This is a genomic window from Pseudomonas sp. Pdm06 (genome assembly GCF_014851795.1).
Lineage (GTDB): Bacteria > Pseudomonadota > Gammaproteobacteria > Pseudomonadales > Pseudomonadaceae > Aquipseudomonas > Aquipseudomonas fluorescens_AA.
In genome coordinates this window covers 557,381-583,686 of record NZ_JACVAH010000002.1, presented here as the reverse complement: position 1 = coordinate 583,686, position 26,306 = coordinate 557,381, and the positions used below count along the sequence as shown (strand labels likewise).

Genomic DNA, 26,306 nt, shown 5'->3' with positions numbered 1-26,306 from the left:
CCCGTCTTTATCGCGAGTTTTCCTGCCGACACCTGTCCCCAATTTCCACGCCAGACATTGGAACGGGCGCAAGGTTAAATAACTGCCATACGAGCCTCATCAAGCCATCGTTAATAATCCGCCATCTCCCTGAGTTGTGCCGGTGCCGGGTGCTTGCTGTTTTCACCTTTGACACCCCTAGAGAACCCTATGCATGTCTTCAAGCCTCCAGAGAGCATATTGCTGGTGACACTGTGTGCGGTGGCCTTGAGTGGCTGCGTATTGGGCCCTGACTATCGGGTGCCAGACGTCCCGATCGCCGCCAAATGGCAGGCACCGGTGCCCCATGGCGCGTCCGTGGCCGCGTTGGCCGACTGGTGGCGGCAATTCGATGACCCGGCATTGACCGAGCTGTTGCGCCTGGCCGAAGCCGATAGCCCGTCCATGGACCAGGCTTGGGCGAATATCTCGCTGGCCCGTGCGACCGCCGACAGTGACGCCGCCGATGCCTTGCCCAAGTTCGACGGCAGGCTGTCCGGTGGCCGAGGCGGGCAGCAGACCGGTTCGCAGCGCCTGGGGGGCTCAGGTTCCTCTGCAACGATGGATGCCGCCTGGGAGCTCGATCTGTTCGGCAAGTTGCGCCGCAACAATGAAGCCGCCAACTCCCGCGTCGAAGCACGGGTGGATGACTGGCATGACGCGAGGGTTTCCCTGGCGGCCCAGGTGGGTGATTACTACGTGCAATACCGGGGCTGCCAGAAGTTGGTATTGGCTTACCGTGACCAGGCCCAGTCACAGCAAGACACCGCGCGCATGACGCGCCAGTCGTTCGGGGCGGGCTTCACGTCCTCCGCCGACGCCGCGCTGGCCGATGCCAGTGCCGCCAGCAGCGCTGCGGCCCTGGTCCAGCAGCAGAGTGAATGCCAGGTGCTGCTCAAGAGCCTGGTGGCACTGACAGGCAGTGATGAAGGGCGACTGCTGGACGTGCTGGGCCACACGCCGGCGCAACTGCCGCATCCGGCCGAACTCAACGTGCAACAGGTTCCGGCCGACTTGCTGCGCCAGCGCCCGGACATTGCCTCCGACGAGCGCGAGCTGGCAGCGGCGAATGCCGAGATCGGCGTGGCCCAGGCTGATCGCCTGCCGAGCCTGAGTCTTTCCGGGACGATTTCCGTGGGAACCATGGTGGGCCAGCGCAACCGTTCCTGGTCGCTGGGCCCGGTGCTGTCGATTCCGCTGTTCGACGGTGGCAAGCGGCGCGCGGCGGCGGAGGGTGCCAAGGCCTCGTATGACGCGGCCCTGGCGGTCTATCGCCAAACGCTGCGCACCGGTGTGATGGAAGTGGAGCAGGCCCTGGTGCGTCTCGATGCGGCACGTCGCCGGGAGTCGGATGTGGAGCGTTCCACCGCAGGTTTCCGGGAGTCTTTCGAGGCCATCGACCGTAGTTGGCAGGCCGGCAATGTCAGCCTGTTGGACCGGGAAACCGCACGCCGCCAGGCGCTGACAGCCGAGATTGAATTGATCACCTTGCAGCAGAATCAAGTGCGCTACTGGATCGCTCTGTACAAGGCACTGGGGGGCGGCTGGCAAGCGGATCAGCCCCTGGTGCGGAGTCGGGCATCGGGCGGGGACGGCGCGTGAGGTCGCGACCAGGCAAGTTCGCGTTGGCGATCGCGGTGTGCGCGATCGTGGTGGCGTTGATCTACTTTCGCCGGGGCGCCGAGCCGGTCGAGGCCGCCCCCCAGGTCAGCAGCTTGAGCGTGGAAGTCGTCCAGGCGCAACGCCAGGTCTGGCCACAGTTACTGTTTGCCAATGGCGCGCTCGCCCCCTGGCAGGAAGCGGTCATCAATGCCGAGACCAGCAACCTGCGCATCGCCAGCATCGAGGCTGATGTGGGCAGCCGGGTGAAGAAGGGTCAACTGTTGGCCACGCTGGCCAGCGAAACGGTGGTTGCCGAAGAGCACAAGCAGAAGGCGCTCGTCGCCCAGGCCGGCGCCAACTTGGAGCAGGCCCGTTCCAATGATCGTCGGGCCCGGGTCGTCGGGCAGGGCGGGGCCCTGTCGGAGCAACAGCGTGAAGACTACCGGATCAAGGTCGCACTCGCCGAGGCTGACCTCGCCGGCGCCCGTGCCGAATTGCAGAGCACGCGGATCAGGCTCGGACAAACCCGCATCCTCGCCGTGGACGATGGCATCATTTCGGCGCGCACGGCGCTGCTTGGCAAGGTGCTCTCCGCCGGCGACGAGCTGTTTCGCATGGTGCGCGATGGCCGCATCGAATGGCAGGCCGAGCTGGATGCCCGCCAACTGGCCCAGGTTCAGCCAGGCCAGGTTGCCCGTATGACGTTGCCCGACGGCCAGAGCCTGGAAGGGCGCGTGCGGCTGGTATCGCCCACGTTGAATACCAAGACCAGCCGGGGATTGATCTACGTCTCCCTGCCCACCGACAGCGCCGCCCAGGCCGGTATGTATGCCAGCGGCCAGATCGAGCTGGCGCCCCGCGAGGCCGTCACGGTGCCAGACACTGCCGTCATCCTGCGGGACGGGCGTTCCTATGTGTTCACGCTCAATGATGACATGCGCGTGGTCCAGCGACCGGTGGTGGTCGGCCGACGCTTGCATCAGGCCGTGGAGATTCTCAGCGGCCTCGATGAGCCTGCCCGAATCGTGCGTGCTGGCGGTGCGTTCCTCAACGATGGTGCGAGTGTGACCCTCGTTCAATCCCAGGTAGCCCAGCCATGAACATTTCAGCCCTGTCGATCCGCCATCCGGTCCCGGCCGTCATGCTGTTCATTCTGCTGACGCTCTTTGGCCTGTCGGGTTTCGAGAAGCTCGCCATCCAGGATTTCCCGGACATGGACCTGCCAGTGGTGGTGATCAGCGCCACGCTGGAGGGCGCAGCCCCGGAGCAACTGGAAACGGAAGTGGCGCGCAAGATCGAGGACAAGCTGACGTCCCTGCGCCTGCTCAAGCACGTGACGACGACCATCACCGATGGTGCCGTCAACATCAGCATCAGCTTTGACATCGACAAGGATGGCAACGAGGCGCTCAACGAAGTGCGTAACGCGGTCGACAGTGCCATGGCGCAGTTGCCGGCGAGCCTGGACACACCCTCGGTTTCCCGGCTGACCACCAGCGCCTCGGCATTGCTCACCTATGTCATCGACTCCGATAACCTGGATGAAGAAGCGTTGTCGTGGTTCGTCGACAATGAGTTGAGCAAACAGCTGCTGGCGGTGCCCGGGGTGGCAATGATCGCGCGCATGGGCGGTGTCGACCGGGAAGTCCAGGTCAATCTCGATCCGGCCCTGATGGCGGGCCTGGGTATTCGTGTCACGGACATCGCCAACCAGTTACGGGCGATGCAAAAGGACAACTCCGGTGGCCAGGGCAATCTGGGCAGTGGCCAGCAAGCCATGCGGACCCTGGGTGCCATTGACGATCCGGCGGCCCTCGGTGCCATCGACATTCCCAGCGGCGACGGTCGCCTGCTCGCCCTGGGGCAGTTGGCCGACATTCGCGACACCCACGCCGAACGCAGCACCCGGGCGTTTCGCGATGGCAGGCCCGTGATCGGTTTCCAGGTCACCCGTTCCCTGGGGTTCTCCGATGTCGGCGTCGCCAATGACGTACGCAAGGCCATGATCGCGTTTGAAAAACAGCATCCCAACGTGCAGATCGTTGAAGCCAGTGACACGGTCAAGGCCGTGCTCGCCAACTATCACGATTCGATGAATTTGCTGTACGAAGGCATGCTGTTGGCGGTGCTGGTGGTCTGGTGGTTCCTGCGGGACTGGCGCGCCACGCTCATCGTCGCCACGGCACTGCCGCTGTCGATCATCCCCACCTTTGGCGTGATGTACCTGGCCGGGTTCACCCTCAACGCCGTCTCCCTGCTGGCCCTGGCGCTGGTCATCGGTGTGCTGGTGGACGATGCCATCGTCGAGATCGAGAACATCGCGCGACACTTGCGCATGGGCAAAACCCCGCTTCAGGCCGCCACCGAAGCCGCGGATGAAATCGGTCTGGCGGTGCTCGCCACCACGGCCACCCTGGTCGCAGTGTTCCTGCCCACGGCGTTCATGGGGGGGATCGCCGGGAAGCTGTTCCGCCAGTTCGGCGTGACGGCGTCGGCGGCGCTGCTGTTTTCACTGCTGGTGGCACGGCTGCTGACGCCGATGATGGCGGCTTATTTCCTCAAGGCAAGGCATGAAGCCGACCATGACAGCCCGTTGATGACTCGCTACCTGGGCTGGATCCATGCCAGCCTGACTTGGCGCAAGACCACGATGGGCCTGGCCGGCCTGTGCTTCGTCGGGGCTCTGGCGCTGGTCCCGTTGCTGCCCACCAGCTTCCTGCCAGCGCAGGACACCGGCCGCAGCAAGATAACATTGGAGATGCCGCCAGGAACGACACTGGAACACACCACCGCGATGGCCTTGCAGGCCAGCGAGCGGCTGCGCGAACTCCCCGACGTCACGCATGTGTTCAGCTCGGTGGGGACCGCCAGCAGTTCGGGCGCCGGGCCTGGCGATATCACTGGCGCCGGCGATGCGATCCTGACGGTGGAGCTGGCGCCTCGCAATGCCCGCGATCGCAAGCAGGTGGAGGTCGAAGCGCAGATGCGCCAGGTGTTGCGCACGCTTGCGGGAGTACGCATCAATGTTGGCGGCGATGGCAGCGGAGAGAAGCTCAATATTGTGCTTGCCAGTGATGACGGCGATCTGCTGGAGCGCACGGCAAGCGCCCTTGAGCCCCAGTTGCGTGAGTTGCGCGGGATCGGCAATGTCTCGTCCAGCAGCGCCTTGCAACGACCGGAAATCCAGATGCGGCCGGATTTTGCCCGGGCAGCGGAATTGGGCATCACCAGCCAGGACATCGCCGATACCTTGCGCATGGCGACTTACGGCGAATACTCCTCGCAACTGGGCAAGATCAATTTGTCCCAGCGCCAGGTGGACGTGCGAGTGCGCATGGATTCGCTGTTGCGCGACGACTTGCAGGCGATCAGCCAATTGCGGGTAACCGGTCGAGACGGCCAGGTCGCCCTGGCCTCGTTGGGGGACATCAGCATGGGCAGTGGGCCGGCGCAAATCAGCCGACTGGACCGTCTGCGCAATGTCACCCTGTCTATCGAACTCAACGGTCGCAACCTGGGTGAGGTCATGGCCGAGGCCCGCCAACTGCCGGTGATGCGCAACTTGCCAGCCGAAGTGAAACTGGTGGAACAGGGCGAATTGCAGTTGATGACGGAATTGTTCGCCAGCTTCGGCCTGGCCATGGCCATCGGCGTGTTTTGTATTTATTCAGTCCTGGTGTTGTTGTTTCACGACTTCTTGCAACCAGCCACGATTCTTTCGGCCTTGCCGCTCTCGCTGGGTGGCGCGTTGTTGGCCTTGCTGGTGTGCAATTTCAGTTTTTCCCTGTCGTCGGTCATCGGCTTGTTGATGTTGATGGGCATTGTGACCAAAAACTCCATTCTGTTGGTGGAGTACGCCATCATGGCTCGCCGCGATTATGGCCTGGGTCGATACGATGCGTTGGTGGATGCTTGCCACAAGCGTGCCCGTCCGATCCTGATGACCACCATTGCGATGGGGGCCGGGATGTTGCCGACGGCGATGGGAATGGGCGAAGACCCGAGTTTCAGACAACCGATGGCGGTGGTGGTCATGGGTGGTTTGCTGACGTCGACGTTGTTGAGCCTGCTGGTGGTACCGGTGATTTTCACTTACGTGGACGATGCGCTTGAATGGCTGAAGCGTCGCACTCGATCGCCAATGGAAGAGGGGGCGCTAGAGGAAGTTTGAGGGGGAAAACAATATTCCCCCAACAAGTACTCGATTCGGTCAGTGAACGAGCAATCGTTGGGGGTGGGTTTAAACGGCTTGTTGGATCGGGCTATTGCCATTCCATTCCATGTGAGCCGGTGTGGCATCCATCGAATGCATCCAGCGGATCAGCGAACGACGCCCACCAATCCCCATCTTTATGGCGGCGCGCTTCAAATAGCTTTCGACTGTATTGACCTTCAGGTTCAGTTGCTCGGCAAGTTCGGGGGCAGTGCGTCCGGCCAGCAAACCTACGCACACTTCCGTTTCGCGAGAGGACAGACTCAATCCTGACAGTAGCAATCGATCGGCGAACCTTTGGCGCAGCGCTTCCATGCCGCCGTTTTCCGAAGCGTCCAAAGCCAGGAAAGGGTCCTGCTGGGTGGATTCCGGTGGAACAAGGGCTGCCACGTGCTCCTCGACCATGGGCAACAAAAGACAGGAAAAGTCTTTCAATAAGGCATGTTCTTGTGCGGTAAATCCCTTCGAAAGAGGCGATCGATAGATGGACAGTACATAACGACGACCATTCTTTCGGGTCGAAAGGTGTAATTGCGTCGTCGTGCTGTAACCGGGAGCTTTTTCTGATCGCTCGGATTTAAGCAGGCACCGGGAAAAGTTGGGTATTTTCTGCGGTGCTGCATCTCCAAAGAGTATGTCGTCGGCCAGGAAAAATGGCTTGGCGGTGTGGGTGTCCATGAGTGCACCGACGCAAGCGTTGTCGAGGCCGACGCAACCTATGCTGGAGGTGCTGGGTTCAGACATATTACTTGTGCCGATCCGTTGTTCGGTAATATGTGTTGCATCCACGGGTATTTCCGTGAGTATCAGGTCGTGCAACATACGCGGGAAATTGCGACTGCCTGTACTGGCAATGACTTTACCAACGTGCGGGAATAATCGTTGTAGGTTCATCCTTTCTCCAAAATCGTCCAATTATTTGATTAGAGCTGAAACTCAGTGTGCATGGGTATCGTTGCCGGAATATTTCGAGCGGGGAGCATCTGGGTAGTATCCAAGGCGTTATGGAGTGTATCTGACGAGCGGTGTGTCATGTGGGGGGTGGTATGTACCGTTGTTCTGTTGATGGCGTTCTTGCTGAGGACCTCGTCATAAGTTTTAAGCGTGCATGGCAAGGTGCCGTAAATTATGTTTTCTCCCTTCGAGCCTAATGCCGTATTGAGTCTTTCAATTGGCCAGCCAGAACGTTTCAGGATTTTTTCCATCAAGGTGTCCACGACGATTTCATAGGCGTGAATTTTTTGTTGTTGAGCGAACTTAATCATTGACAGGAAAAGTGCCGCCGTGCGAATGTCTACATTAGCTCGGGTGAGTTTTCCCGTGGAGAAATTATTAGTTGAAAGTGCGAATCTTGTGGCTTCCCAACAGTGACCCAAGTGCGGTCTGGTTTTTTCGGTTGGCAGGATAAAGCTCAGGGGGCCGCTCATCAATGTGGGTTTGTTGGAGGGGCGTAGTCGAACACAACCGGTAACGCGGTCGTTTTCATGGGCATAGATATAGATCGCGTCGGGGTCGTCGTATTCATCCCACTCATAATCGCTGCCTTGATAACTTTCAATGTCCCACTTCTTTCTATCGATGAAGGCGAGTTTGCGAATGGACAGTATTTGTTCGAGGGTTTTAAGGGGGATTTTTGAGTAGCTTACGATGCTGGTGGATACGTCGGAAAATCCATAGGTGCATGGGGAGTAATTCATGGATGCGACTTCTTGGCTGCAGGTGAAGCTACTGTTAACTTTGCACTACGGTATTTCAACTGTCCTAAAGTACAGTCTTTGATTTATAGAGTGTGCAGCCTAATTAGTGGGTACGATTTTGTGAGCGGCTTATAAATTGCTGGTGAGCTTGTTAGTTGTGGATTTGTATCGCTGAGAATCCAAAAAAGTACAGGTGCAGCATGGTGGCAAACAGGTGTTGGTTGAGTGGCATTACATGAGTCGAACCAGGCTCGATTTATTGTTTTTTTGACGATGATAAAAATCTCAGTCGTAACTGATTGATATTTAGCTGTTCAAAAAATTGACGCGCTCAGATAGAGTTCAGTGTCTGTAAGCAAACGGTCATCTGGCAATGGGTATGGTGACTTTCTTACGCGGGGTGATTAATCGGATGTGAATCCAAGGGATATCGATAGGCGAGTGGATTTTGGTATGTGGCAGATTGATGTTGGTCTAGTGTGATTGCTCTATTTAAGTTGGTTGTATGACCTCGTATGACTGAAATGGCTGACTTCATGTCACTGTGCTTGAAGTCATGTGGAAAGATGATGGATTGATCTGACCCTGAAAATGAGCCGTACAGGCTTCTGATATGGATGGATACTATGAATTATATTGCGCTTTCGTTGTTGACCGTATTGTTGGTTCCGGGACCGACGAATTCATTGTTGTTGCAAGCTGGTATCAGTAGAGGGTTCAACACGCGTTCGATGCGCTTCGTCGCAGCCGAGTGGTTGGCATACGTTATTCAGATGACGATGTGGGGGGTATTCATTGACTTGCTGATGACCGATCACTCGTGGGTGGTGATCGCTACCAAGATTTTTGCCGTGTGTTTTCTGTTTTATATTTCCTTGAAACTTTGGTTCTCGGTCAAAGAGCATGCGCCTGGTGCAACGACGGGTATTACCGTTCCGGATTTGTTTGTGGCAACGCTGACAAATCCCAAGGGGTTGTTTTTTGTTTCCTTCGTTGCGCCGGCGGGCACATTCCTGTCGCTGGAGAATTGGCTGTCATTCATTCTGCTATTTACAGCCATTATTTTTCCGGTAGGGCTTGTGTGGATCGCAGCTGGCGCTTTTTGTGGTCGAAAATTTCACGCGATTGTATCTGGACGATTTTTAAATCGAGCCATTTCTCTGGTGATTGGGTTGTTCGCCTGTGGCATGCTTTTCAATATCGCATCCCAGGTGAATTTCGTCTGATTGTGTTCTGATGGCGTCGAATGCGGGCGGTGCCAGGGCTGTGCAGTAAGTAGGCTTTAACGCAAAGCGTTATTTAGATGAGGTTCAACTGCGCCGCTTTGAACATGGCTTGCTTGACATTGGTGCACTCCATTTTTTCAGTCATTTGCTTGGCATGAAATTTCACTGTTCGTTCGGTGATATTCATGATCAAACCGATCTCCTTATAGTTTTTGCCAAGCGCAAGCCAACGCAGGAATTCAATTTCCCTGGGCGATAGCTTGAGTGTGCTCTCGACAACGGTCTCAGCCGGGCGGTGCTGGTTGGCGATGAAGCTGAGCGTTTGAATAATGAATATGTTTTCCCTGACTATGGTTGGGAAATCGGGATCATTTTCTTCCGAAGACAGGTGAACGGAGCCGAACGATCTGCCGGGCTCATGAATCGGAACAGTGAACCCTTGCTTGATGCCATAGGACGCGGATTGATCAAATATTTCCGGATTATTGTCGATTTCTTGTGGGATTTCATCCCAGAAAAAAGGCATGGCGGTAATGGCTGTGTTGGCCATCACAGGGTCTGATTTGTGCAGTGAGTTCTTGCGGTAGGTGTCCACCCATTCGGCGGGATAGTTGCTGTGGATGGAGACTTTTGAATTGTCGAAGGGCATGGGCTCCAAGTGAACATAAGCAAATTTTTCAAGCCCTAGTTTCGAGAATATCCAGCCGAGTATCTCGGTGTACTCTTCGTGGCTTTTTCCTGGAATATTATTCTCCACCTCTTGAATTAAATTGAGCAGTTGGCTTGAAATGGGCTTGAGCATAGTAGGCGCGCTCGAAAAATATTAATGTGAATACCTGTAGGTAGCAAAGGCTTCACCTTGATATTCGCCAAGCGGAGGAGGGAAGTTTTATAGCGTTGCCATCAACATCCGCACGCTGCTTTGTGACCGCTATCGGGGCTGTGAAAGGGGCTGGAGTATCGGGCGGGGTTTTCCTGTTCATCGGGGTTCGCTTCAGGGCGCGATGATTACCCCTCATGCCGCCGTGTAATGCCTGCTCTCTCAATTGAGATGATGTCATTTTGCGTCCTTGCCGGTGTAACCTCAGCCCTTTGCCCCTGAGGTTGTAGTTAATTACGACTACTGAAACGATTAACTGGAGGACAGTATAGACAGCTTTTTCGCAACAGCGAGAAACATTAAAAAACCTTTATTTTTCACCGTACATAGCCCTTTTCAGGAAGGCTGCCGTTCGACTCTCCTGGCATTTCGTCACCGTTTCCGGAGCCCCGCAAACCACCACGTTTCCGCCCTGGGTGCCAGCCCCCGGACCGATATCGATGACCCAGTCACTCTGCGCCACCACTCGCATGTCATGTTCCACCACAACCACCGTATGACCTTCCTCCACCAGGCGATTCAACTGCACCAGCAAGCGATCCACGTCCTGGGGATGCAGCCCATTGGTCGGCTCATCCAACACATACAAGGTTGCGCCCCGGGCCTTGCGCTGCAGTTCTGTCGCCAGCTTGATCCGCTGGGCTTCGCCGCCGGACAGCTCCGTGGCCGGTTGCCCCAGGCGCAGGTAGCCCAGTCCGATATCTTGCAGCACTTGCAACGAACGCCTGGCCGCTGCTTGTTCGGCAAACACCTCGAGTGCCTGGTTCACGGTCAGCTGCAACACCTGGGAAATGTCCAGGCCCTGCCAGCGAACTTCCAGGGTCTGTGGGTTGTAGCGGGCGCCGTGGCAGGTGGGGCAGGGGGCGTACACGCTGGGCATGAACAACAACTCCACGCTGACGAAGCCTTCACCTTCGCAGGTTTCGCAACGCCCCTTGGCGACGTTGAAGGAAAACCGCCCGGCATCGAATCCCAGTGCCTGCGCCTGTTCTGTGGCGGCAAACAGTTTGCGCACGTGGTCGAACAAGCCGGTGTAAGTGGCGAGGTTGGAGCGCGGGGTACGGCCAATGGGTTTCTGGTCCACCTGGACCAACCGCTTGACCGCATCGAGCCCGGCAACAACGCGCCCGGCACTGGTTTGCACGGGTTCGTCTTCCAGGCTTTGCTCGTCGGGTTCGGTGTTGGGGCTGGCCTGGCCCAGGTGCGCGCCGACCAGATCCAGCAGGGCCTGGCTGACGAGGCTGGATTTGCCTGAGCCAGAGATGCCGGTGACGGCGGTGAAGCAGCCCAACGGGAAGGCCGCGTTCAGGTTGTCGAGGTTGTTGCGGGTGATGCCTTCCAGGCGCAGCCAATCCTTGGGTGCTCGTGGACTGCGTATCGCAGTGTTTCCTTCGCCAAAAAGATAGGCACGGGTGCGTGATTCCGGCACCTGGCCAAGGCCTGCCGGCGGACCGCTGTAGAGGACTTTGCCGCCTTGTTCACCTGCGTCCGGGCCCACGTCGATGAGCCAGTCGGCGCGGCGCATGGTATCGAGGTCATGTTCGACCACAAACACAGAGTTGCCCGCTGCCTTGAGGCGTTGCAGGGCGCCAAACAATGCTTCGCTGTCGGCCGGGTGAAGGCCGGCGGAGGGTTCGTCCAGCACATAGATCACGCCGAACAACTGGGAATTGAGCTGGGTCGCCAGGCGCAGGCGTTGCAATTCGCCGGACGAAAGCGTCGGCGTGCTGCGTTCCAGGGCGAGGTAGCCGAGGCCCAGGTCGATCAGCGTGACGATCCGCTCCAGCAACTCGGCGGCGATGCGTTGGGCAGCCAGCCGTTTCTCCAGGGAGAGGTTGGGTGTGTGGCGGGCGTCGGGCCCGCCCGCATGGGGATTGTCGCCCCTGGCGGCGCGCTGCTCACGGGCCTCGCGGGTTTGCCGATGACTGAGGACCTCTCCCGTTTCTTCGGCCTGTGCAAGGTAGTCGGGCGCCAGGACCTGCTTGAGCACCTCGGCCAGTTCGAGCAGCGGCAGGTGCGACAGCTCGGCGATGTCCAGGCCGGCAAAGGTCACGGTCAGCGCCTGGCGCTTGAGGCGTTTGCCCTCGCACACCGGGCACGGGCTGGCGCGCATGTATTGCGCCACGCGTTTGCGCATCTGGGCACTTTGGGAGTGCATGAAGGTGTGCAGCAGGTAGCGTCGGGCGCCGCTGAACGTGCCTTGGTAACTGGGTTCGAGCTTGCGCTTGAGGGCGGTGCGGGTCTGGGCCGGCGTCAGTCCGGCGTAGACGGGAACGGTGGGAGTTTCTTCGGTGAAGAGAATCCAGTCCCTTTGCTTTTTCGGCAGGTCGCGCCACGGGATGTCGACGTCATACCCCAGGGTCACCAGGATGTCCCGCAAGTTCTGGCCTTGCCAAGCCATGGGCCAGGCAGCCACGGCGCGTTCGCGGATGGTCAGCGATGGGTCTGGCACCATGGAGGCTTCGGTCACTTCATAGACCCGGCCCAGGCCGTGGCATTCCTGGCAGGCGCCCTGGGGCGTGTTGGGCGAGAAGTCCTCGGCGTAGAGCATGGGTTGGTCGGCCGGGTAGCTGCCGGCGCGGGAGTAAAGCATGCGAATCAGGCTCGACAAGGTGGTGACGCTGCCCACGGATGAACGTGCGCTGGGGGTACCGCGTTGTTGCTGCAAGGCGACTGCCGGCGGCAGGCCCTCGATGCTGTCCACGTCCGGTACGCCCACCTGGTCGATCAGGCGCCGCGCATAAGGCGCGACGGATTCGAAGTAGCGACGCTGGGCTTCGGCATAGAGCGTGGAGAAGGCCAGCGACGACTTGCCGGAACCCGATACGCCAGTGAATACCACCAGGGCATCGCGAGGGATGTCCACGTCGACATTCTTGAGGTTGTGTTCGCGGGCGCCACGCACTCGGACGAAACCGGTGGCGTGCGGCAATGAAGAGACGGTGGCGGGGCCGGAGCTTGCGGGCATGGAGCGTTCCTTGTGGGCGTCTGCTTAACGCGTTGGGGCTTTCAGGTGAAGCGGCGTCACGCAGAGAATGGAAGCTGGGTCACAGCGTTGACAATTATGCGACCGGGTTCGTCCATTCTCGTGCGATAAAAATTTACTCCGGACAAAAGAGATGAGAAAAGCTTCGCAGTTTTCCCCCGGATACGGACCTCCCCATGCCTCGTTCAAAACTGCTCTCTAGATTGTTTGTCGCTCTGCTGGCCGGCGCGGCGCTGTGGTACATGTGGATGATCACCAGTGCCAAGCTGGAGTGGGGTGGCGATAGCCCCGATCAGCAGCAATTGGGCGCCGTGAAGGATACCCGCTTGCGGGCGATGACCCAGTATTGCACGGGCGTGACGGTGACACCGCAGGGGACTTGGCTGGTGGGACGCCTGGAGGAAGAGGCCCAGACGCTTGAACCGTCCGCTGATGTCGTGGACCTGGATGCGGTGGTCTATGGCAATCCTGCTGAGGCTGAAGAGCCGCAGGAGCCCGGGACCTTTGCCCGATTGTTCTCTCGTGCCGAAAAGGAAACTTCCTTCATTTCCCGTCTGGATGCCCAAGGGCAATTTCAGCTCGTGGCCCATGTCAGCGGAGCCGCTTGTCTTGTGACCAGCCCCGACGGGACCAGTGTATTCCTGCTCACGGGCCTGCGTCGGCCTGAAACGGCGAATACCCATGAGCCCGATCAAACCGTGATCCTTCGCAGTGATGATCAAGGCCGACGCTGGACTTGGTTGACCAAGGGTTGGTTTCCCGAGGCCGATTCGTTGGCCTGGAACCTGGTTCCCTATTTCCACGGCTCGAATGAAGTCTGGGCCGTGGGCACACCGGACGTGGCGGATGAAGACAGCGATGAGGAAAAACCGACAGCCGTTTCCACCGGCGTCTTTTACTCGGCCGATCGCGGTGCGAACAGCTCGCCGATAATGGCGCCCGAGTCGCTGCTGGTGTCCGCCGAATATGCCCGCGGCAAACGTCCTGACATCACTGATTGGGGCACGAACGCAGGCGAACAGGGGGAAACCCAGACCCATGTCCTGCAGCTCGATGCACAGACGGCCTTTATCTGGGTGTCCCAACGCTTCTGGGGTGGCCATCCCGATGGCGTCAGCCACAGTATCGCGGTCAATGTCACGACACGGGCCCGGTTGCAGGCCAAGGCAGGGCAGTGGCAGGTGGTGGATAGGCAGCGTGACGACAACCTGTTCGTGAGCAAGCTGCTACGAAACGATGCCGGGCGGGTGATTGGACTGATTGACCAGGGGGAGCGCGGGCAAGATGTGGTCGCCGAACTGGATACCGCCGCGTTGACCTGGACGCCGTTGAGCGACCTGCCCAGTGTGTTCGCGCCATTGGCGTCGGATAGCCAGGTGCGTGGCAGCAATTTCTGGATGGGGCAAAACACCCTGCTGATCAACACCACCAGCAATCACCATCCACCGCGCTGGCTCTATTGGTGGTCGGACGCGAACATCTCCGCTGATGCGGTGTTTTATTCCAAGGATTGGGGCCGCTCCTGGCAGCGCCTCGCCATCGGCGGTTACCTGGGCGTCCTCGGTTTTCAACCGGCGCAGGACCGGGTGTTCTGGGCCAATGGCAATTGGTACGACAATCATGACGGTCGCATCTATTCCCATGGGTTGCGCTGAGCACAGATAGCCCGGGACACACTGCTGAACTGCTTGTGTGGCGAGGGAGCTTGTCCCCTCGCCACACAAGATGTCTTCATCTGGCTGCTCACGGATTCAGGGTTAAGTCTTCCAAGTTGATTTCAATCAAGGGGCCAAGCCAGGGACAGCCCCCACAATGACCGCCAAGATCCTGTCTTCAAGCCCTGGCGCTCATGACCCGTCCCTCTGTGATGTTGTACTCATCCCGCTCCTGGCTCCCCGGGCTGTTCGTTCTCCTGCTGATGTTCGCCGGAATCGCCCAGGCCAAGGACTACGGTGACATCCCGCAACAGCGCATCCATCACGTCCTGAACCAGACCGACTCGATCTCCGAGCCCGAAGGCTCCTTCAAGGTTCGCAAACTGTCCGCTGCCGGCAAGGTCGTGGGCTATGTGTTCCAGAGCCTGGATGTGGTGGACATTCCCGCTTATTCCGGCAAACCGATCAATGTCCAGGTCATTCTCGATCCCGCTGGCGTGATCCTCGACGCCTATGTGCTGGAACACCACGAACCGATCCTGCTGATCGGCATCGCCGAAGAAAAACTCCACGCGTTCAGTGCGCGCTACAGCGGCATCAAGGTCAACCAGCGGGTGGTGGTGGGCCATTCCAGCGACCCGAATGCGGTGACTGTCGATGCGATCGCCGGCGCGACCGTGACGGCGATGGTGGTCAACGAAGTGATCATGCGCGCCGCCCACGATGTTGCGGTGTCCCTGGGCCTGGTCAAGAGTGACGCAGGCTTGGCCGTGGCGCCGGCGCGCGTGCGCGCGGATATCTACGAGCCCGCCGACTGGAAGACCCTGACCGGCAACGGCGCTGTCCGTCGCCTGCACCTGACCCGTGGCCAGGTCGATGCGTCCTTCAAGGGCACCGAAGCCGAGCAGGTCGAAACCGCCAGCGGCGACCAAGTCAACGACACCTTCATCGACCTCTACACCACCCACCTCAACCCGCCCACCATTGGCCGCAACCTGCTGGGCGAGGCGCAATACCGCACGCTGATGGCCGAGCTCAAGCCGGGCGAACAGGCCATCGCGGTGATGGGCAGCGGGCGTTATTCCTTCAAGGGCTCGGGATACGTGCGTGGCGGTATTTTCGACCGGGTGCAGCTGCGCCAATCGGGCGACACCATCAGCTTTCGCGACCTGGATTTCCAGCGCCTCGATGATGTGGCCCTCGACGACATGCCGGACTTCGATGAAATGGCGATTTTCATCATCCGCGCCTCCCACCGTTTCGACCCCGGCTCGCCCTGGAACCTGGAGCTGCTGGTGCGCCGCCAGACAGGCCCGGTCAGCGGTACCTTCAGCAGCTTCGAGTTGGCCTATCAACTGCCCGAACCGTACCTGGAACGGCCATTGCCCACCGCCGAGCAACTGGCAGCCGCCGAGGAGGCCAGCCGGCCGATGTGGCTGACGCTCTGGTACCAGAAAAGTGTCGAAATCAGCGTGCTTGGCACAGCCTTGCTGGTGCTGACGGCCATCCTGTTTTTCCAGGACTCACTGGCCCGGCGGCCCAAGCTGCTGCACTGGGTTCGCCGCGGTTACCTGCTCTTCACCGTGGTGTTCCTGGGGGGCTATGGGCTGGCGCAACTGTCGGTGGTCAATGTACTGACCTTCGTCCACGCACTGTTCGAAGGCTTTCGCTGGGAGCTGTTCCTCACCGATCCGCTGATCTTCATTCTCTGGGTGTTCACCGCCGGCAGCATCCTGTTGTGGGGACGTGGGGTGTTCTGCGGCTGGCTGTGTCCGTTCGGCGCGTTGCAGGAGTTGATCAACGAACTGGCGCGCAAGCTCAAGGTGCCGCAATACGAGCTGCCGTTCGCCGTTCACGAGCGACTGTGGGCGATCAAATACATCATTTTACTGGCGCTGTTCGGTGTCTCGCTGGAGTCGATGGCCACCGCCGAACGGCTGGCTGAAGTGGAGCCGTTCAAGACCGCTATCACCCTCAAGTTCGACCGCCAGTGGTGGTTCGTCGCGTACGCGGTGGGCCTGCTGCTGATCAACCTGTTTACCCGCAAAGTCTATTGCCGCTACGTCTGCCCGCTGGGCGCGGCCCTGGCGATGCCGACCCGGTTGCGGCTGTTCGACTGGCTCAAGCGCCGCAAGGAGTGTGGCAACCCTTGCCAACTGTGCGCCAAGGAATGCGAGATCCAGGCGATTCATCCCGATGGCCGGATCAATGCCAACGAATGCCATTACTGCCTCGACTGCCAGATGACCTGGCACAACGAAAACAAATGCCCGCCGCTGATCAACAAGCGCAAGAAGCGCGGCAAGGCGACCGTGACCGATGCGCAACTGATTCCCGTGGTGCAGGTAAACCCGGCGCCTTGAGGCACCCCAATGGCCTGTCCCTTGACCGTTTCATTCTTCATGGAGCACACAGCATGAGCGACAAAAAAGACCAAACCCCTGACGCGGTAGAAGAACCCCGGGGTGTTAGCCGGCGCAGTTTTCTCGGCACCGGAGCGGTAACGGGGGCGGTGCTGGCCGGCGCGACGGCGCTGGGGGCCGGAACGTTCACCCGTGAGTCCTGGGCTGCGGCGGCCAAGGAGGCCAAGTCCAAGATTCACGTTGGTCCTGGTGAACTCGATGAGTATTACGGTTTCTGGAGTGGCGGCCATCAGGGCGAGGTGCGGGTGTTGGGCATACCGTCGATGCGCGAGCTGATGCGCATCCCGGTGTTCAACGTCGATTCGGCCACCGGTTGGGGCCTGACCAACGAAAGCAAGCGCATCCTGGGGGACAGCGCCAAGTACCAGAATGGCGACTGCCACCACCCGCACATCTCCATGACCGACGGCAAATACGACGGCAAATACCTGTTCATCAACGACAAGGCCAACTCCCGGGTTGCGCGCATTCGCCTGGACATCATGAAGTGCGACAAGATCCTCACGGTGCCCAACGTGCAAGCCATCCATGGCCTGCGCCTGCAAAAGGTGCCGTACACCAAGTATGTGTTTGCCAATGGCGAGTTCGTGATCCCGCACCCTAACGACGGCCATACTTTCGACCTGCAAGACAAGAACAGCTTCACGATGTTCAACGCCATCGATGCCGAGAAGATGGAAATGGCCTTCCAGGTGATCGTCGACGGCAACCTGGACAACACCGACGCCGACTACACCGGCAAGTATGCCGCGAGCACCTGCTACAACTCCGAGAAGGCCTACGACCTGGGCGGCATGATGCGCAACGAGCGCGACTGGGTGGTGGTGTACAACATCCCGCGCATCGAAGCGGCGATCAAGGCCGGCAAATTCATCACCCTGGACGGCTCCAAGGTGCCGGTCGTCGATGGTCGTAAAACCGATGGCAAAGATTCAGAATTTACCCGCTACATCCCGGTACCGAAGAACCCCCATGGGCTCAATACCTCGTCCGACGGCAAATACTTCATCGCCAACGGCAAGCTGTCGCCTACCGTCTCGATGATCGCCATCGACCGCCTGGATGATCTGTTCGCCGACCGTTTCAAGGACCCGCGCGAAGTGATCGTCGCCGAACCGGAACTGGGCCTGGGACCGTTGCACACCACCTTCGACGGCCGCGGCAATGCCTACACCACCTTGTTCATCGACAGCCAGGTGGTGAAGTGGAACATGGACGAGGCCATCCGCGCCTACAAGGGCGAGAAGGTCAATTACATCAAGCAGAAACTCGACGTTCAGTACCAGCCCGGCCACAACCATGCGTCCCTCACCGAAACCAGCGAGGCCGACGGCAAATGGTTGGTGGTGCTGTGCAAATTCTCCAAGGACCGCTTCCTGCCCACCGGCCCGCTGCACCCGGAGAACGATCAGTTGATCGACATTTCCGGTGAAGAAATGAAGCTGGTGCACGACGGCCCGGCTTTCGCGGAACCCCATGACTGCATTCTCGCGCGGCGCGACCAGATCAAGACCCAGAAAATCTGGAACCGCAACGATCCGTTCTTTGCCGGCACCGTGGAATTGGCGAAGAAGGACGGCATCAACCTGGAAACCGACAACAAGGTCATCCGCGACGGCAACAAGGTCCGGGTGTACATGACCTCGATGGCGCCGGCCTATGGCCTGACGGAGTTCACCGTCAAGCAAGGTAACGAGGTGACGGTGACGATCACCAACATCGACCAGATCGAGGACGTCAGCCATGGCTTTGTCATGACCAACCACGGTGTGAGCATGGAGATCAGCCCGCAACAAACCTCATCCATCACCTTCACCGCCGATAAGGCTGGCTTGCATTGGTACTACTGCAGCTGGTTCTGCCACGCCCTGCACATGGAAATGGTCGGGCGCATGTTGGTTGAAAAGGCCTGAGTCGGCTCAACAAGGAGACAGGTGCGATGACCGGGAAAAAGCCGCAACACGCCCGCCAACCGGTCATTGCGCTGATGCTTTGTCTGTTACCGGGCGGCGCGTTCGGCGCGCCGCAGCCGATCACCGATTTACCTCTACAGGCCGAAGGCGACCAGCAATGGCGCCTGCCTGCGGGCCAGTACCGGGGCTCGTTCAGCATCGACCAACCCATGACCCTTACCTGTGCGCCGGATGCGGTATTCCAGGGGCAGGGCGAGGGCAATGGATTGATCATTCGCGCCCCGAACGTCCAGGTCCAGGGCTGTACCTTCCTGGACTGGGGCCACGACCTCACGGCCATGAATGCCGCCGTGTTCATCCAGCCTGGGGCAAAAGGCGCCGTGGTGCGCGGGAGCCGGATGCAGGGCCAAGGCTTCGGTATCTGGGTCGATGGCACGCGGGACGTCAACCTGATCGACAACCGCATCCAGGGCGACCCCAGCCTGCGCTCCCAGGACCGGGGCAACGGCATCCATCTCTATGCCGTGCACGGTGCCCGGGTCATCGGCAATCAGGTGCGCGAAACCCGCGATGGCATTTACATCGATACCTCCAGCGGCAACCTGCTCCAGGGCAATGTCCTGGAAGATTTGCGTTACGGCGTGCATTACATGTTCGCCAACGATAACCGCCTGCTGGACAACGTCACCCGGCGTACCCGAACCGGTTATGCCTTGATGCAAAGCCGCCAGCTGACGGTCATCGGCAATCGCTCCGAACAGGACCAGAACTACGGGTTCCTGATGAACTACATCACCTATTCCACCCTGCGTGACAACTTCGTCAGCGACGTGCGCGACGGGTCCACCGGCGACACCATGATCACCGGCGCCGAGGGCAAGGCCCTGTTCATTTACAACTCGTTGTTCAACCGTATCGAAGGCAATCATTTCGAGCGCAGCGCCGTGGGCATCCATCTGACGGCCGGCTCGGAGGACAACCGCATCGCCGGCAACGCCTTCGTCCACAACCAGCGCCAGGTCAAATACGTGGCCACGCGGTTGCAGGAGTGGTCGGCGGACGGGCGCGGCAATTACTGGAGCGACTACCTGGGTTGGGATCGCAACGGCGACGGCCTGGGCGATGTGGCCTATGAACCCAACGACAACGTGGATCGCCTGCTGTGGCTGTATCCCCAGGTGCGGCTGTTGATGAACAGTCCGGGAATCGAACTGCTGCGCTGGGTACAGCGGGCTTTCCCGGTGATGAAATCCCCCGGGGTGATGGACAGTCATCCGCTGATGGAAACCCCTGTCCAGCCCCCGCCACGCAACAGTGCCGAGGAGGACGCGTCTTGAACGTCGTCGAGATCGAAGGGGTCAGCCAGCGCTATGGTGATGTCGCCGTGCTGCGCGGGCTGGACTTGAACCTGGCCCAGGGCGAGGTGCTCGGGCTGTTCGGGCACAACGGCGCGGGCAAGACCACCACCATGAAGTTGATCCTAGGTTTGCTGCGGGCCAGCGAGGGCGAGGTTCGTGTCTTCGGTCGCGCGCCCAGCGACCCGAGCGTGCTGCAGATGCTCGGTTACCTGCCCGAGAACGTCATGTTCTACCCGCAATTGAGTGGGGTGGAAACCTTGCGCCATTTTGCCCGGCTCAAAGGCGCTGCCCCGGAGCAAGTGGCGCGTTTGCTGGAAGAGGTCGGGCTGGCCGGTGCCGCGACACGGCGCGTGAAAACGTATTCCAAGGGCATGCGCCAGCGTCTCGGCCTGGCCCAGGCGCTGCTCGGCCAACCGCGCCTGTTATTGCTGGACGAACCGACCGTGGGCCTGGACCCCATCGCCACCCAGGACCTCTATCAACTGCTCGACCGCCTGCGTTGGCAGGGCACCAGCATCATCCTCTGCTCCCACGTCTTGCCTGGCGTGGAAGCCCACATCAACCGCGCCGCGATTCTCACCCAGGGGCGTCTGTTGGCCTTGGGCAGCCTGGCCCGGCTGCGGGAGGACGCCGGGCTGCCGACGCTGATCCGTGCCTCGGGCCTGTCGCGGGCCGACTGGCTTCGCCAGCATTGGCGCAGTGAAGGGCACGCCACCCAAGGGTGGGGCGCCGAAGGGGTGCAAGTGTCCGCGCCGGACGGCAGCAAACTTAAATTGCTACGTCAGTTACTGGCCCAGGATGACCCGTCGGATGTCGAGATCAAGCCGCCGTCGCTGGAGGATCTGTACCGGCATTACATGCTCCGTGCCGCAGCCGAGGAGGCCAGCCTATGAACCCGGTCTGGAACATGGCCCGCAAGGAATTCAGCGATGGCCTGCGCAATCGCTGGTTGTTGGCGATCAGCCTGCTATTCGCGGTGCTGGCGATCGGTATCGCCTGGCTCGGCGCGGCGGCGTCCGGTCAACTGGGGTTTACCTCGGTGCCCGCCACGGTGGCGAGCCTGTCCAGCCTGGCGACGTTCCTGATGCCGCTGATTGCCTTGCTGCTGGCCTACGACGCGATTGTCGGTGAGGACGAGAACGGCACCTTGCTGCTGTTGCTGACCTACCCGTTGGGGCGCGGTCAATTGCTGCTGGGCAAGTTTGTCGGCCATGGCCTGATCTTGGCCCTGGCCACTTTCATCGGTTTTGGCTGCGCCATGCTGGCCATTGCCCTATTGGTGGACGACGTCCAGTTGAGCCTGCTGCTCTGGGCCTTCGGTCGGTTCATGCTGTCCAGCACATTGCTGGGCTGGGTTTTCCTCGGGCTGGCCTATGTGCTGAGCAGCCTGTCGGCAGAGAAATCCACCGCCGCCGGATTGGCGCTGGGGGTGTGGTTTTTCTTCGTGCTGGTGTTCGACCTGGCGTTGCTGGCGCTGCTGGTGCTGAGCGAGGGGCGGTTCAGCCCGGAGCTGCTGCCATGGCTGCTGCTGTTCAACCCTACCGACGTCTATCGGCTGATCAACCTGTCCGGGTTCGATGCGGCGTCCAGCGGTGCCGCGGTGCTGACCCTGGGCAGCGACCTGCCGGTGTCGGGGCCTTGGCTCTGGTTGTGCCTGGGCCTGTGGATGGCGGCTCCGCTGTGGCTGGCCTACCGGTTGTTCAATCGCCGGTGTCCATGATTTCTAAACTTGAACAAGGGAGCATGCAACGATGAACAAGGTGTCCTTCAAGGCAGGCCGTCTCTTGGCCGGGATATTGGTGTGTCTGGCGCTGGCAGCTTGCGACAAGGCCGAGCCACCTGCGGCCAGCGAGGCGGCGCTGGCGTTCCATCCCAGTGACGAGTGCCATGTGTGCGGCATGGTCATCACTGACTTTCCCGGGCCCAAGGGCGCGGCAGTCGGGGTAGGGGGTGTGAAGAAGTTCTGCTCGCCGGCGGAGATGCTGGGCTGGTGGCTGCAGCCGGAAAACCATCGGGCCGACGTCAAGCTGTATGTCCATGACATGGGCCGCAGCCATTGGGATACGCCGGATGACGCTCACCTGATCGACGCCCGCACCGCCTACTTCGTCATCGGCAGCGGGCTCAAAGGCGCCATGGGCGTGGTACTGGCCTCGTTCTCCGATCCCCAGGCGGCACACAAACTCGCCAGCGATAGCGGCGGTCGGGTGCTGCGCCTGGAAGACATCGACCAGAAACTGCTGGGGCAGGCGAGCGCGATGGCGCCGATGAGTCACTGATATCGGGCAATGTTGCTTGTATGCCGAACCGCCTTTGTGGCGAGGGAGCTTGCTCCCTCGCCACATTGCGCATCAACCTCATCCCATGGAAGCGTCCACCCACTACCCAAGTAGCATTCGTCGAGCCGGCGCGGCTTCGTACACTCAGGGCTCCTATCACGCACCCGCCGGAGGCGACGATGCAGCAGGCCCAGAGCGAAGGTGTGGTGAGTGCCATGTCCCAGGCGAGCGACGTCCAGCAGGTGGCCCAGGCGCTGGCGCGGCAGTTGTTGCACCCGCACCTGGGGTTCGTGCTGTTTTTCTGTTCCGCCGAATACGACTTGCCGGCCCTGGGCCAGGCGCTGTCCCAGAGCTTCGGCGGGATTCGCCTGGTGGGCTGCACCAGCGCCGGGGAAATCACCCCCCAGGGCTACGGCCGCAACTGTGTGACGGCGGTGGGTTTTGATCATCGGCACTTTTCCATTGCCGCCGAGCTGATCGGGGAAATGGAACACTTCAGTCTGATCGACGCCCAGCAAATGGTCGAGCGCCTGGCCAGCGGTTGTCGCAGCAACGCCTTGGCGCCGATCAAGGGCCATAGTTTCGCCTTGACCCTGCTCGATGGCCTGTCCAGCCGCGAGGAAATGGTGCTGGCGGCCTTGAGCGCCGCCCTGGGGGACATCCCGCATTTCGGCGGTTCGGCCGGCGATGACAACTACCTGACCCACACCCACGTCTACTTCGAAGGCCAATTCCACAGTGGCGCGGCCGTGGTGGTGCTGATCAACACCTGGCTGGAGTTCGAAGTCTTCACCACCCATCACATCCTGCCTCGACAAGAGAAGCTGGTGGTGACCGGTGCGGACAGCGCCTCGCGACGGGTCTATGAGCTCAACGCCGAACCCGCTGCCGAGGAATATGCCCGGCACATCGGCGTGCCGGTGAGTGCGCTCGACTACCGGGTCTTCGCCGCTCATCCCCTGGCGGTGCGCATCAATGACCAGTACTACGTACGGGCGATCCAGCAGGTGCACCCCGACTTGAGCCTGAGTTTCTACTGTGCGGTGGAGAACGGCATTGTCCTCACCGCGATGACTCCCGGCCCCTTGCTGCACAACCTGCAAACGCTGTTCGACGGTTTGCAGGCGCGCCTCGGCGACTTGCTGCTGACCATCGGCTGCGATTGCTTCCTCCGGCGGCTGGAGTTGGAAGATCGTGGCGGCCTGGAGCAGATTGGCCAGTTCCTGCGGGAACAACGGGTGATGGGGTTCAACACCTATGGAGAACAGTTCAATGGCATGCACATCAACCAGACGTTCACCGGAGTTGCCATTGCCCGACATCGCGTCCCCGGCCATCGCTGACCTACAGGCTCAGCTCGCCAGCCTGCAGCACGAGAACCGCAAGTTGCGGCGCATCAACGAGGCGCTGATCGAGCGGGTGGAGTCCGGCGTCACCCGGGGCAACGACCCCTATGCGGCATTCCAACACTCGGTGGTGCTGGCCGAGCAGGTGCGTGAGCGCACCGATGCCCTGAATCAGGCCATGGCCGAACTCAAGGCCGGCAATCACTTGCTGGGCGAGGCGCGGCTGCGGGCGGAAACCGCCCATCGGCACTTGATCGACGCCATCGAAAGCATCTCCGACGCGTTTGTGCTGTTCGACGAGCAGCAACGCATCGTCCTCTTCAACAGCCGCTTCAAGGCCTTCTGGGCGAACAGCCGGGTACGGATCATCGCCGGCATGCGTCTGTCCGAGGTCAAGCGCTTGATGACCGCCAACGGCTTGTTCAGCGAAGAACCCCGGGGCCAAGCCGACGAGCACGTGTTGTATCGCTTGCAGAACGGGCGTTGGTTGCAAGTCAGCGAGCGGCCGACCCAGGAAGGCGGGCGGGTGATCCTGTTTACCGATATCACCGACGTCAAGCTCAGCGAAACCGTGCGCCGCGAGCAGGCCATCGCGCAGAAATCCCATCTGTTGCAGCGGGCGGTGGACAACCTGTCCCAGGGCGTGGCGATGGTCAATGCCCAAGGCGTGCTGGAGCTGTGGAACCGGCGCTTCCTCGAACTCAGTGGCCTGGCGCCGGTGGCGGCCCATCGGTCGTTCAACGAAGTGATTGCCGACAGTGAGTTGCAACTGCTGACCCCGGCCAGCCGCGACAGCAACGGCCGGCTGATCCACGAATGCGAGCAGCGCCTGTCCGATGGCCGGGTGCTGGAGATTCGCACGCATCCGTTGCCCACTGGTGGCTACGTCAACACCTTCACCGACATCACCGAGCGCTACCAGCATGCCGAGGCACTGAGCGAAAGCGAGCGCTGGATCCGGCTGATCACCGACCATGTGCCGGCGCTGATCGCCTACCTCAACGCCGACCTGGTCTACGAGTTCACCAACAAGGTCTACGAGCAATGGTATTGCTGGCCCCGTGGCGTGATGCTCGGCCAGAGCCTGCGCGAAGCCCATAGCGAGCAGCATTACCAGCGCCTGGAAGCCTATGTGGCCCGGGCGCTGGCGGGTGAGAGCGTGACGTTCGAATTCGCCGAGACCAACATCAACAACCAGGAGCGCTACATGCTGCGCTCCTACGTGCCGAACCGCTTGGCCAATGGCGAAGTGGTCGGGATTTTCGTGCTGATCCGCGACATCACTGAACGCCGTCGCACCGCCGAAGCCTTGCACCAGGCTTACCAGAACCTGGAACAGCGGGTCCAGGAACGCACCGCCGAACTGACCACGCTCAATGACCAGTTGCTGCGCGAGATCGACGAGCGCAGCCGGGTGGAATTGCGCCTGCGGGAGGCCAAGCGCGAGGCCGAGCAGGCCAACCTGTCCAAGACCAAATTCCTCGCGGCGGTCAGCCATGACCTGCTGCAACCGCTCAACGCTGCCCGGTTGTTCACCAGCGCCTTGCTTGAGCGCCGCGAGCCGGTCGCCAACGCGCAACTGGTGCGCAACGTCAGCAATTCGCTGGAGGACGTGGAGAACCTGTTGGGCACCTTGGTGGACATCTCCAAGCTGGACGCTGGGGTGATCAAGGCCGATGTCGCGCCGTTCGGCCTCAGTGAGTTGCTGGACAACCTGGCCGCCGAATACGCCCAGATCGCCCGCAGCGAAGGGTTGGAACTGCACTTTGTCGGCTGTTCGGTGCTGGTGCGCAGCGACATGCAACTGCTCGCGCGGATCCTGCGTAATCTGCTGAGCAATGCCATTCGCTACACCCCCAGCGGGCGGGTGGTACTGGGCTGCCGCCGACATCGCCAGCGCGTGTCGATCCAGGTCTGGGACAGCGGCATCGGCATCGCCGAGAACCGCCTGGAGGAAATATTCCAGGAGTTCAAGCGCGGCGATGTGCAGCGCCCGAACCAGGACCGTGGGTTGGGCCTGGGCCTGGCGATTGTCGAGAAAATCGCCGGGATCCTCGGACACCGGATCCAGGTGCGCTCCTGGCCGGGCAAGGGCTCGATGTTCGCCATCGACGTGCCGCTGAGCGCCACCGCGCCCAAACCGGCGCCGTGCCTGGACATGAGCGAGCCAATGCTAGAACGACTGCGCGGGGCACGGGTCTGGGTGCTGGATAACGATGCGGCGATCTGCGCCGGCATGCGCACCTTGCTGGAAGGCTGGGGGTGTCGGGTGGTGACCGCGCTGTCGGAACAGGACCTGGCCCGCCAGGTGGACAACTACCACGCCGAGGCGGACCTGCTGATCGCCGACTATCACCTGGACCACGATCAGAACGGTGTCGATGCCGTGGCCCGGATCAACGCCCGCCGGGCCTCACCGATCCCGGCGATGATGATCACCGCCAACTACAGCAACGAACTCAAGCAGCAGATCCGAGAGCGTGGGCACACCCTGATGCACAAGCCGGTGCGGCCGATGAAGCTCAAGATTGCGATGAGTCATCTGCTGAATCCCCCCCGATCTTGAGCCAAACACTGTTGTGGCGAGGGAGCTTGCTCCCGCTGGGTTGCGAAGCAGCCCCAAAAGCCCGGCACCTCAGTGTGTCAGACTCATTGAGTCAGCCTGATCGGGGCTGCTGTGCAGCCCAGCGGGAGCAAGCTCCCTCGCCAC

The 26,306-nt window shown here is 60.6% G+C and carries 17 protein-coding genes; 13 read left to right on the top strand and 4 right to left on the bottom strand.

The window, feature by feature from the left end:
* The first annotated feature begins 189 nt into the window (after nt 1–189).
* Genes IB266_RS05665 through IB266_RS05655 form a run of 3 tightly spaced genes read left to right on the top strand, consistent with a single transcriptional unit; the run spans nt 190 to nt 5,791 of the window.
* Nucleotides 190–1,620, top strand: a complete 1,431-nt coding sequence (locus IB266_RS05665; RefSeq protein WP_192260500.1) for an efflux transporter outer membrane subunit — start codon at nt 190–192, stop codon at nt 1,618–1,620.
* Nucleotides 1,617–2,720, top strand: coding sequence for an efflux RND transporter periplasmic adaptor subunit (locus tag IB266_RS05660; protein WP_412548284.1), 1,104 nt, complete (start codon nt 1,617–1,619; stop codon nt 2,718–2,720). The genes IB266_RS05665 and IB266_RS05660 overlap by 4 nt, the downstream gene beginning before the upstream one ends.
* A complete protein-coding gene (locus IB266_RS05655; protein ID WP_192260499.1) occupies nt 2,717–5,791 on the top strand; it encodes an efflux RND transporter permease subunit in 3,075 nt (1,024 codons plus the stop codon). The genes IB266_RS05660 and IB266_RS05655 overlap by 4 nt, the downstream gene beginning before the upstream one ends.
* Before the next feature lie 69 nt (nt 5,792–5,860).
* Here the strand turns inward: IB266_RS05655 and IB266_RS05650 are convergent, their stop codons facing one another.
* Together IB266_RS05650 and IB266_RS05645 are read right to left on the bottom strand one after the other, a co-directional pair.
* Complete coding sequence (locus tag IB266_RS05650) at nt 5,861–6,727, bottom strand: helix-turn-helix transcriptional regulator (RefSeq protein WP_192260498.1); 867 nt, start codon at nt 6,725–6,727, stop codon at nt 5,861–5,863.
* A gap of 29 nt (nt 6,728–6,756) precedes the next feature.
* Complete coding sequence (locus IB266_RS05645; protein ID WP_192260497.1) at nt 6,757–7,530, bottom strand: acyl-homoserine-lactone synthase; 774 nt, start codon at nt 7,528–7,530, stop codon at nt 6,757–6,759.
* A gap of 626 nt (nt 7,531–8,156) precedes the next feature.
* Between IB266_RS05645 and IB266_RS05640 the strand changes: the two genes are divergently transcribed.
* Complete coding sequence (locus IB266_RS05640) at nt 8,157–8,756, top strand: LysE family translocator (protein ID WP_192260496.1); 600 nt, start codon at nt 8,157–8,159, stop codon at nt 8,754–8,756.
* A 73-nt stretch (nt 8,757–8,829) separates the two neighbouring features.
* Here IB266_RS05640 and IB266_RS05635 read toward each other — a convergent pair whose 3' ends face one another.
* Together IB266_RS05635 and IB266_RS05630 are read right to left on the bottom strand one after the other, a co-directional pair.
* The gene (locus tag IB266_RS05635; protein ID WP_192260495.1) at nt 8,830–9,558 is read right to left on the bottom strand and encodes a helix-turn-helix transcriptional regulator; all 729 of its coding nucleotides are present in this window, start codon (nt 9,556–9,558) and stop codon (nt 8,830–8,832) included.
* Between the two features lie 388 nt (nt 9,559–9,946).
* A complete protein-coding gene (locus IB266_RS05630) occupies nt 9,947–12,604 on the bottom strand; it encodes an excinuclease ABC subunit UvrA (protein ID WP_192260494.1) in 2,658 nt (885 codons plus the stop codon).
* A 194-nt stretch (nt 12,605–12,798) separates the two neighbouring features.
* Between IB266_RS05630 and IB266_RS05625 the strand changes: the two genes are divergently transcribed.
* From IB266_RS05625 to nahK, 9 genes are all read left to right on the top strand, one after another.
* A complete protein-coding gene (locus tag IB266_RS05625; protein WP_192260493.1) occupies nt 12,799–14,277 on the top strand; it encodes a hypothetical protein in 1,479 nt (492 codons plus the stop codon).
* Between the two features lie 212 nt (nt 14,278–14,489).
* Nucleotides 14,490–16,640, top strand: a complete 2,151-nt coding sequence (nosR, locus tag IB266_RS05620; RefSeq protein ID WP_192260529.1) for a transcriptional regulator NosR — start codon at nt 14,490–14,492, stop codon at nt 16,638–16,640.
* Between the two features lie 53 nt (nt 16,641–16,693).
* Nucleotides 16,694–18,613: a TAT-dependent nitrous-oxide reductase gene (gene nosZ / locus IB266_RS05615; RefSeq protein WP_192260492.1), complete on the top strand. Its 1,920-nt coding sequence runs from the start codon at nt 16,694–16,696 to the stop codon at nt 18,611–18,613.
* 26 nt (nt 18,614–18,639) lie between these two features.
* Nucleotides 18,640–19,950: a nitrous oxide reductase family maturation protein NosD gene (locus IB266_RS05610; RefSeq protein WP_192260491.1), complete on the top strand. Its 1,311-nt coding sequence runs from the start codon at nt 18,640–18,642 to the stop codon at nt 19,948–19,950.
* On the top strand, nt 19,947–20,864 hold the full coding sequence (locus IB266_RS05605; RefSeq protein ID WP_192260490.1) for an ABC transporter ATP-binding protein: 918 nt from the start codon (nt 19,947–19,949) through the stop codon (nt 20,862–20,864). Before IB266_RS05610 ends, IB266_RS05605 begins: the two co-directional genes overlap by 4 nt.
* The gene (locus tag IB266_RS05600; RefSeq protein ID WP_192260489.1) at nt 20,861–21,691 is read left to right on the top strand and encodes an ABC transporter permease; all 831 of its coding nucleotides are present in this window, start codon (nt 20,861–20,863) and stop codon (nt 21,689–21,691) included. Before IB266_RS05605 ends, IB266_RS05600 begins: the two co-directional genes overlap by 4 nt.
* A 31-nt stretch (nt 21,692–21,722) precedes the next feature.
* Nucleotides 21,723–22,250, top strand: coding sequence for a nitrous oxide reductase accessory protein NosL (locus tag IB266_RS05595; RefSeq protein WP_192260488.1), 528 nt, complete (start codon nt 21,723–21,725; stop codon nt 22,248–22,250).
* 179 nt (nt 22,251–22,429) lie between these two features.
* Nucleotides 22,430–23,593, top strand: a complete 1,164-nt coding sequence (gene nosP / locus IB266_RS05590; RefSeq protein ID WP_060742609.1) for a nitric oxide-sensing protein NosP — start codon at nt 22,430–22,432, stop codon at nt 23,591–23,593.
* Nucleotides 23,523–26,162, top strand: coding sequence for a hybrid sensor histidine kinase/response regulator NahK/ErcS' (gene nahK / locus IB266_RS05585; RefSeq protein WP_225613416.1), 2,640 nt, complete (start codon nt 23,523–23,525; stop codon nt 26,160–26,162). The genes nosP and nahK overlap by 71 nt, the downstream gene beginning before the upstream one ends.
* The last annotated feature ends 144 nt before the right edge of the window (nt 26,163–26,306 follow it).

Coding starts and splice junctions, on each gene's coding strand:
- IB266_RS05665 (WP_192260500.1), top strand. CDS start 190: ATGCATGTCTTCAAGCCTCCAGAGAGCATATTGCTGGTGACACTGTGT.
- IB266_RS05655 (WP_192260499.1), top strand. CDS start 2,717: ATGAACATTTCAGCCCTGTCGATCCGCCATCCGGTCCCGGCCGTCATG.
- IB266_RS05650 (WP_192260498.1), bottom strand. CDS start 6,727: ATGAACCTACAACGATTATTCCCGCACGTTGGTAAAGTCATTGCCAGT.
- IB266_RS05645 (WP_192260497.1), bottom strand. CDS start 7,530: ATGAATTACTCCCCATGCACCTATGGATTTTCCGACGTATCCACCAGC.
- IB266_RS05640 (WP_192260496.1), top strand. CDS start 8,157: ATGAATTATATTGCGCTTTCGTTGTTGACCGTATTGTTGGTTCCGGGA.
- IB266_RS05635 (WP_192260495.1), bottom strand. CDS start 9,558: ATGCTCAAGCCCATTTCAAGCCAACTGCTCAATTTAATTCAAGAGGTG.
- IB266_RS05630 (WP_192260494.1), bottom strand. CDS start 12,604: ATGCCCGCAAGCTCCGGCCCCGCCACCGTCTCTTCATTGCCGCACGCC.
- IB266_RS05625 (WP_192260493.1), top strand. CDS start 12,799: ATGCCTCGTTCAAAACTGCTCTCTAGATTGTTTGTCGCTCTGCTGGCC.
- nosR (WP_192260529.1), top strand. CDS start 14,490: ATGTTGTACTCATCCCGCTCCTGGCTCCCCGGGCTGTTCGTTCTCCTG.
- nosZ (WP_192260492.1), top strand. CDS start 16,694: ATGAGCGACAAAAAAGACCAAACCCCTGACGCGGTAGAAGAACCCCGG.
- IB266_RS05610 (WP_192260491.1), top strand. CDS start 18,640: ATGACCGGGAAAAAGCCGCAACACGCCCGCCAACCGGTCATTGCGCTG.
- IB266_RS05600 (WP_192260489.1), top strand. CDS start 20,861: ATGAACCCGGTCTGGAACATGGCCCGCAAGGAATTCAGCGATGGCCTG.
- IB266_RS05595 (WP_192260488.1), top strand. CDS start 21,723: ATGAACAAGGTGTCCTTCAAGGCAGGCCGTCTCTTGGCCGGGATATTG.
- nosP (WP_060742609.1), top strand. CDS start 22,430: ATGCAGCAGGCCCAGAGCGAAGGTGTGGTGAGTGCCATGTCCCAGGCG.
- nahK (WP_225613416.1), top strand. CDS start 23,523: ATGGCATGCACATCAACCAGACGTTCACCGGAGTTGCCATTGCCCGAC.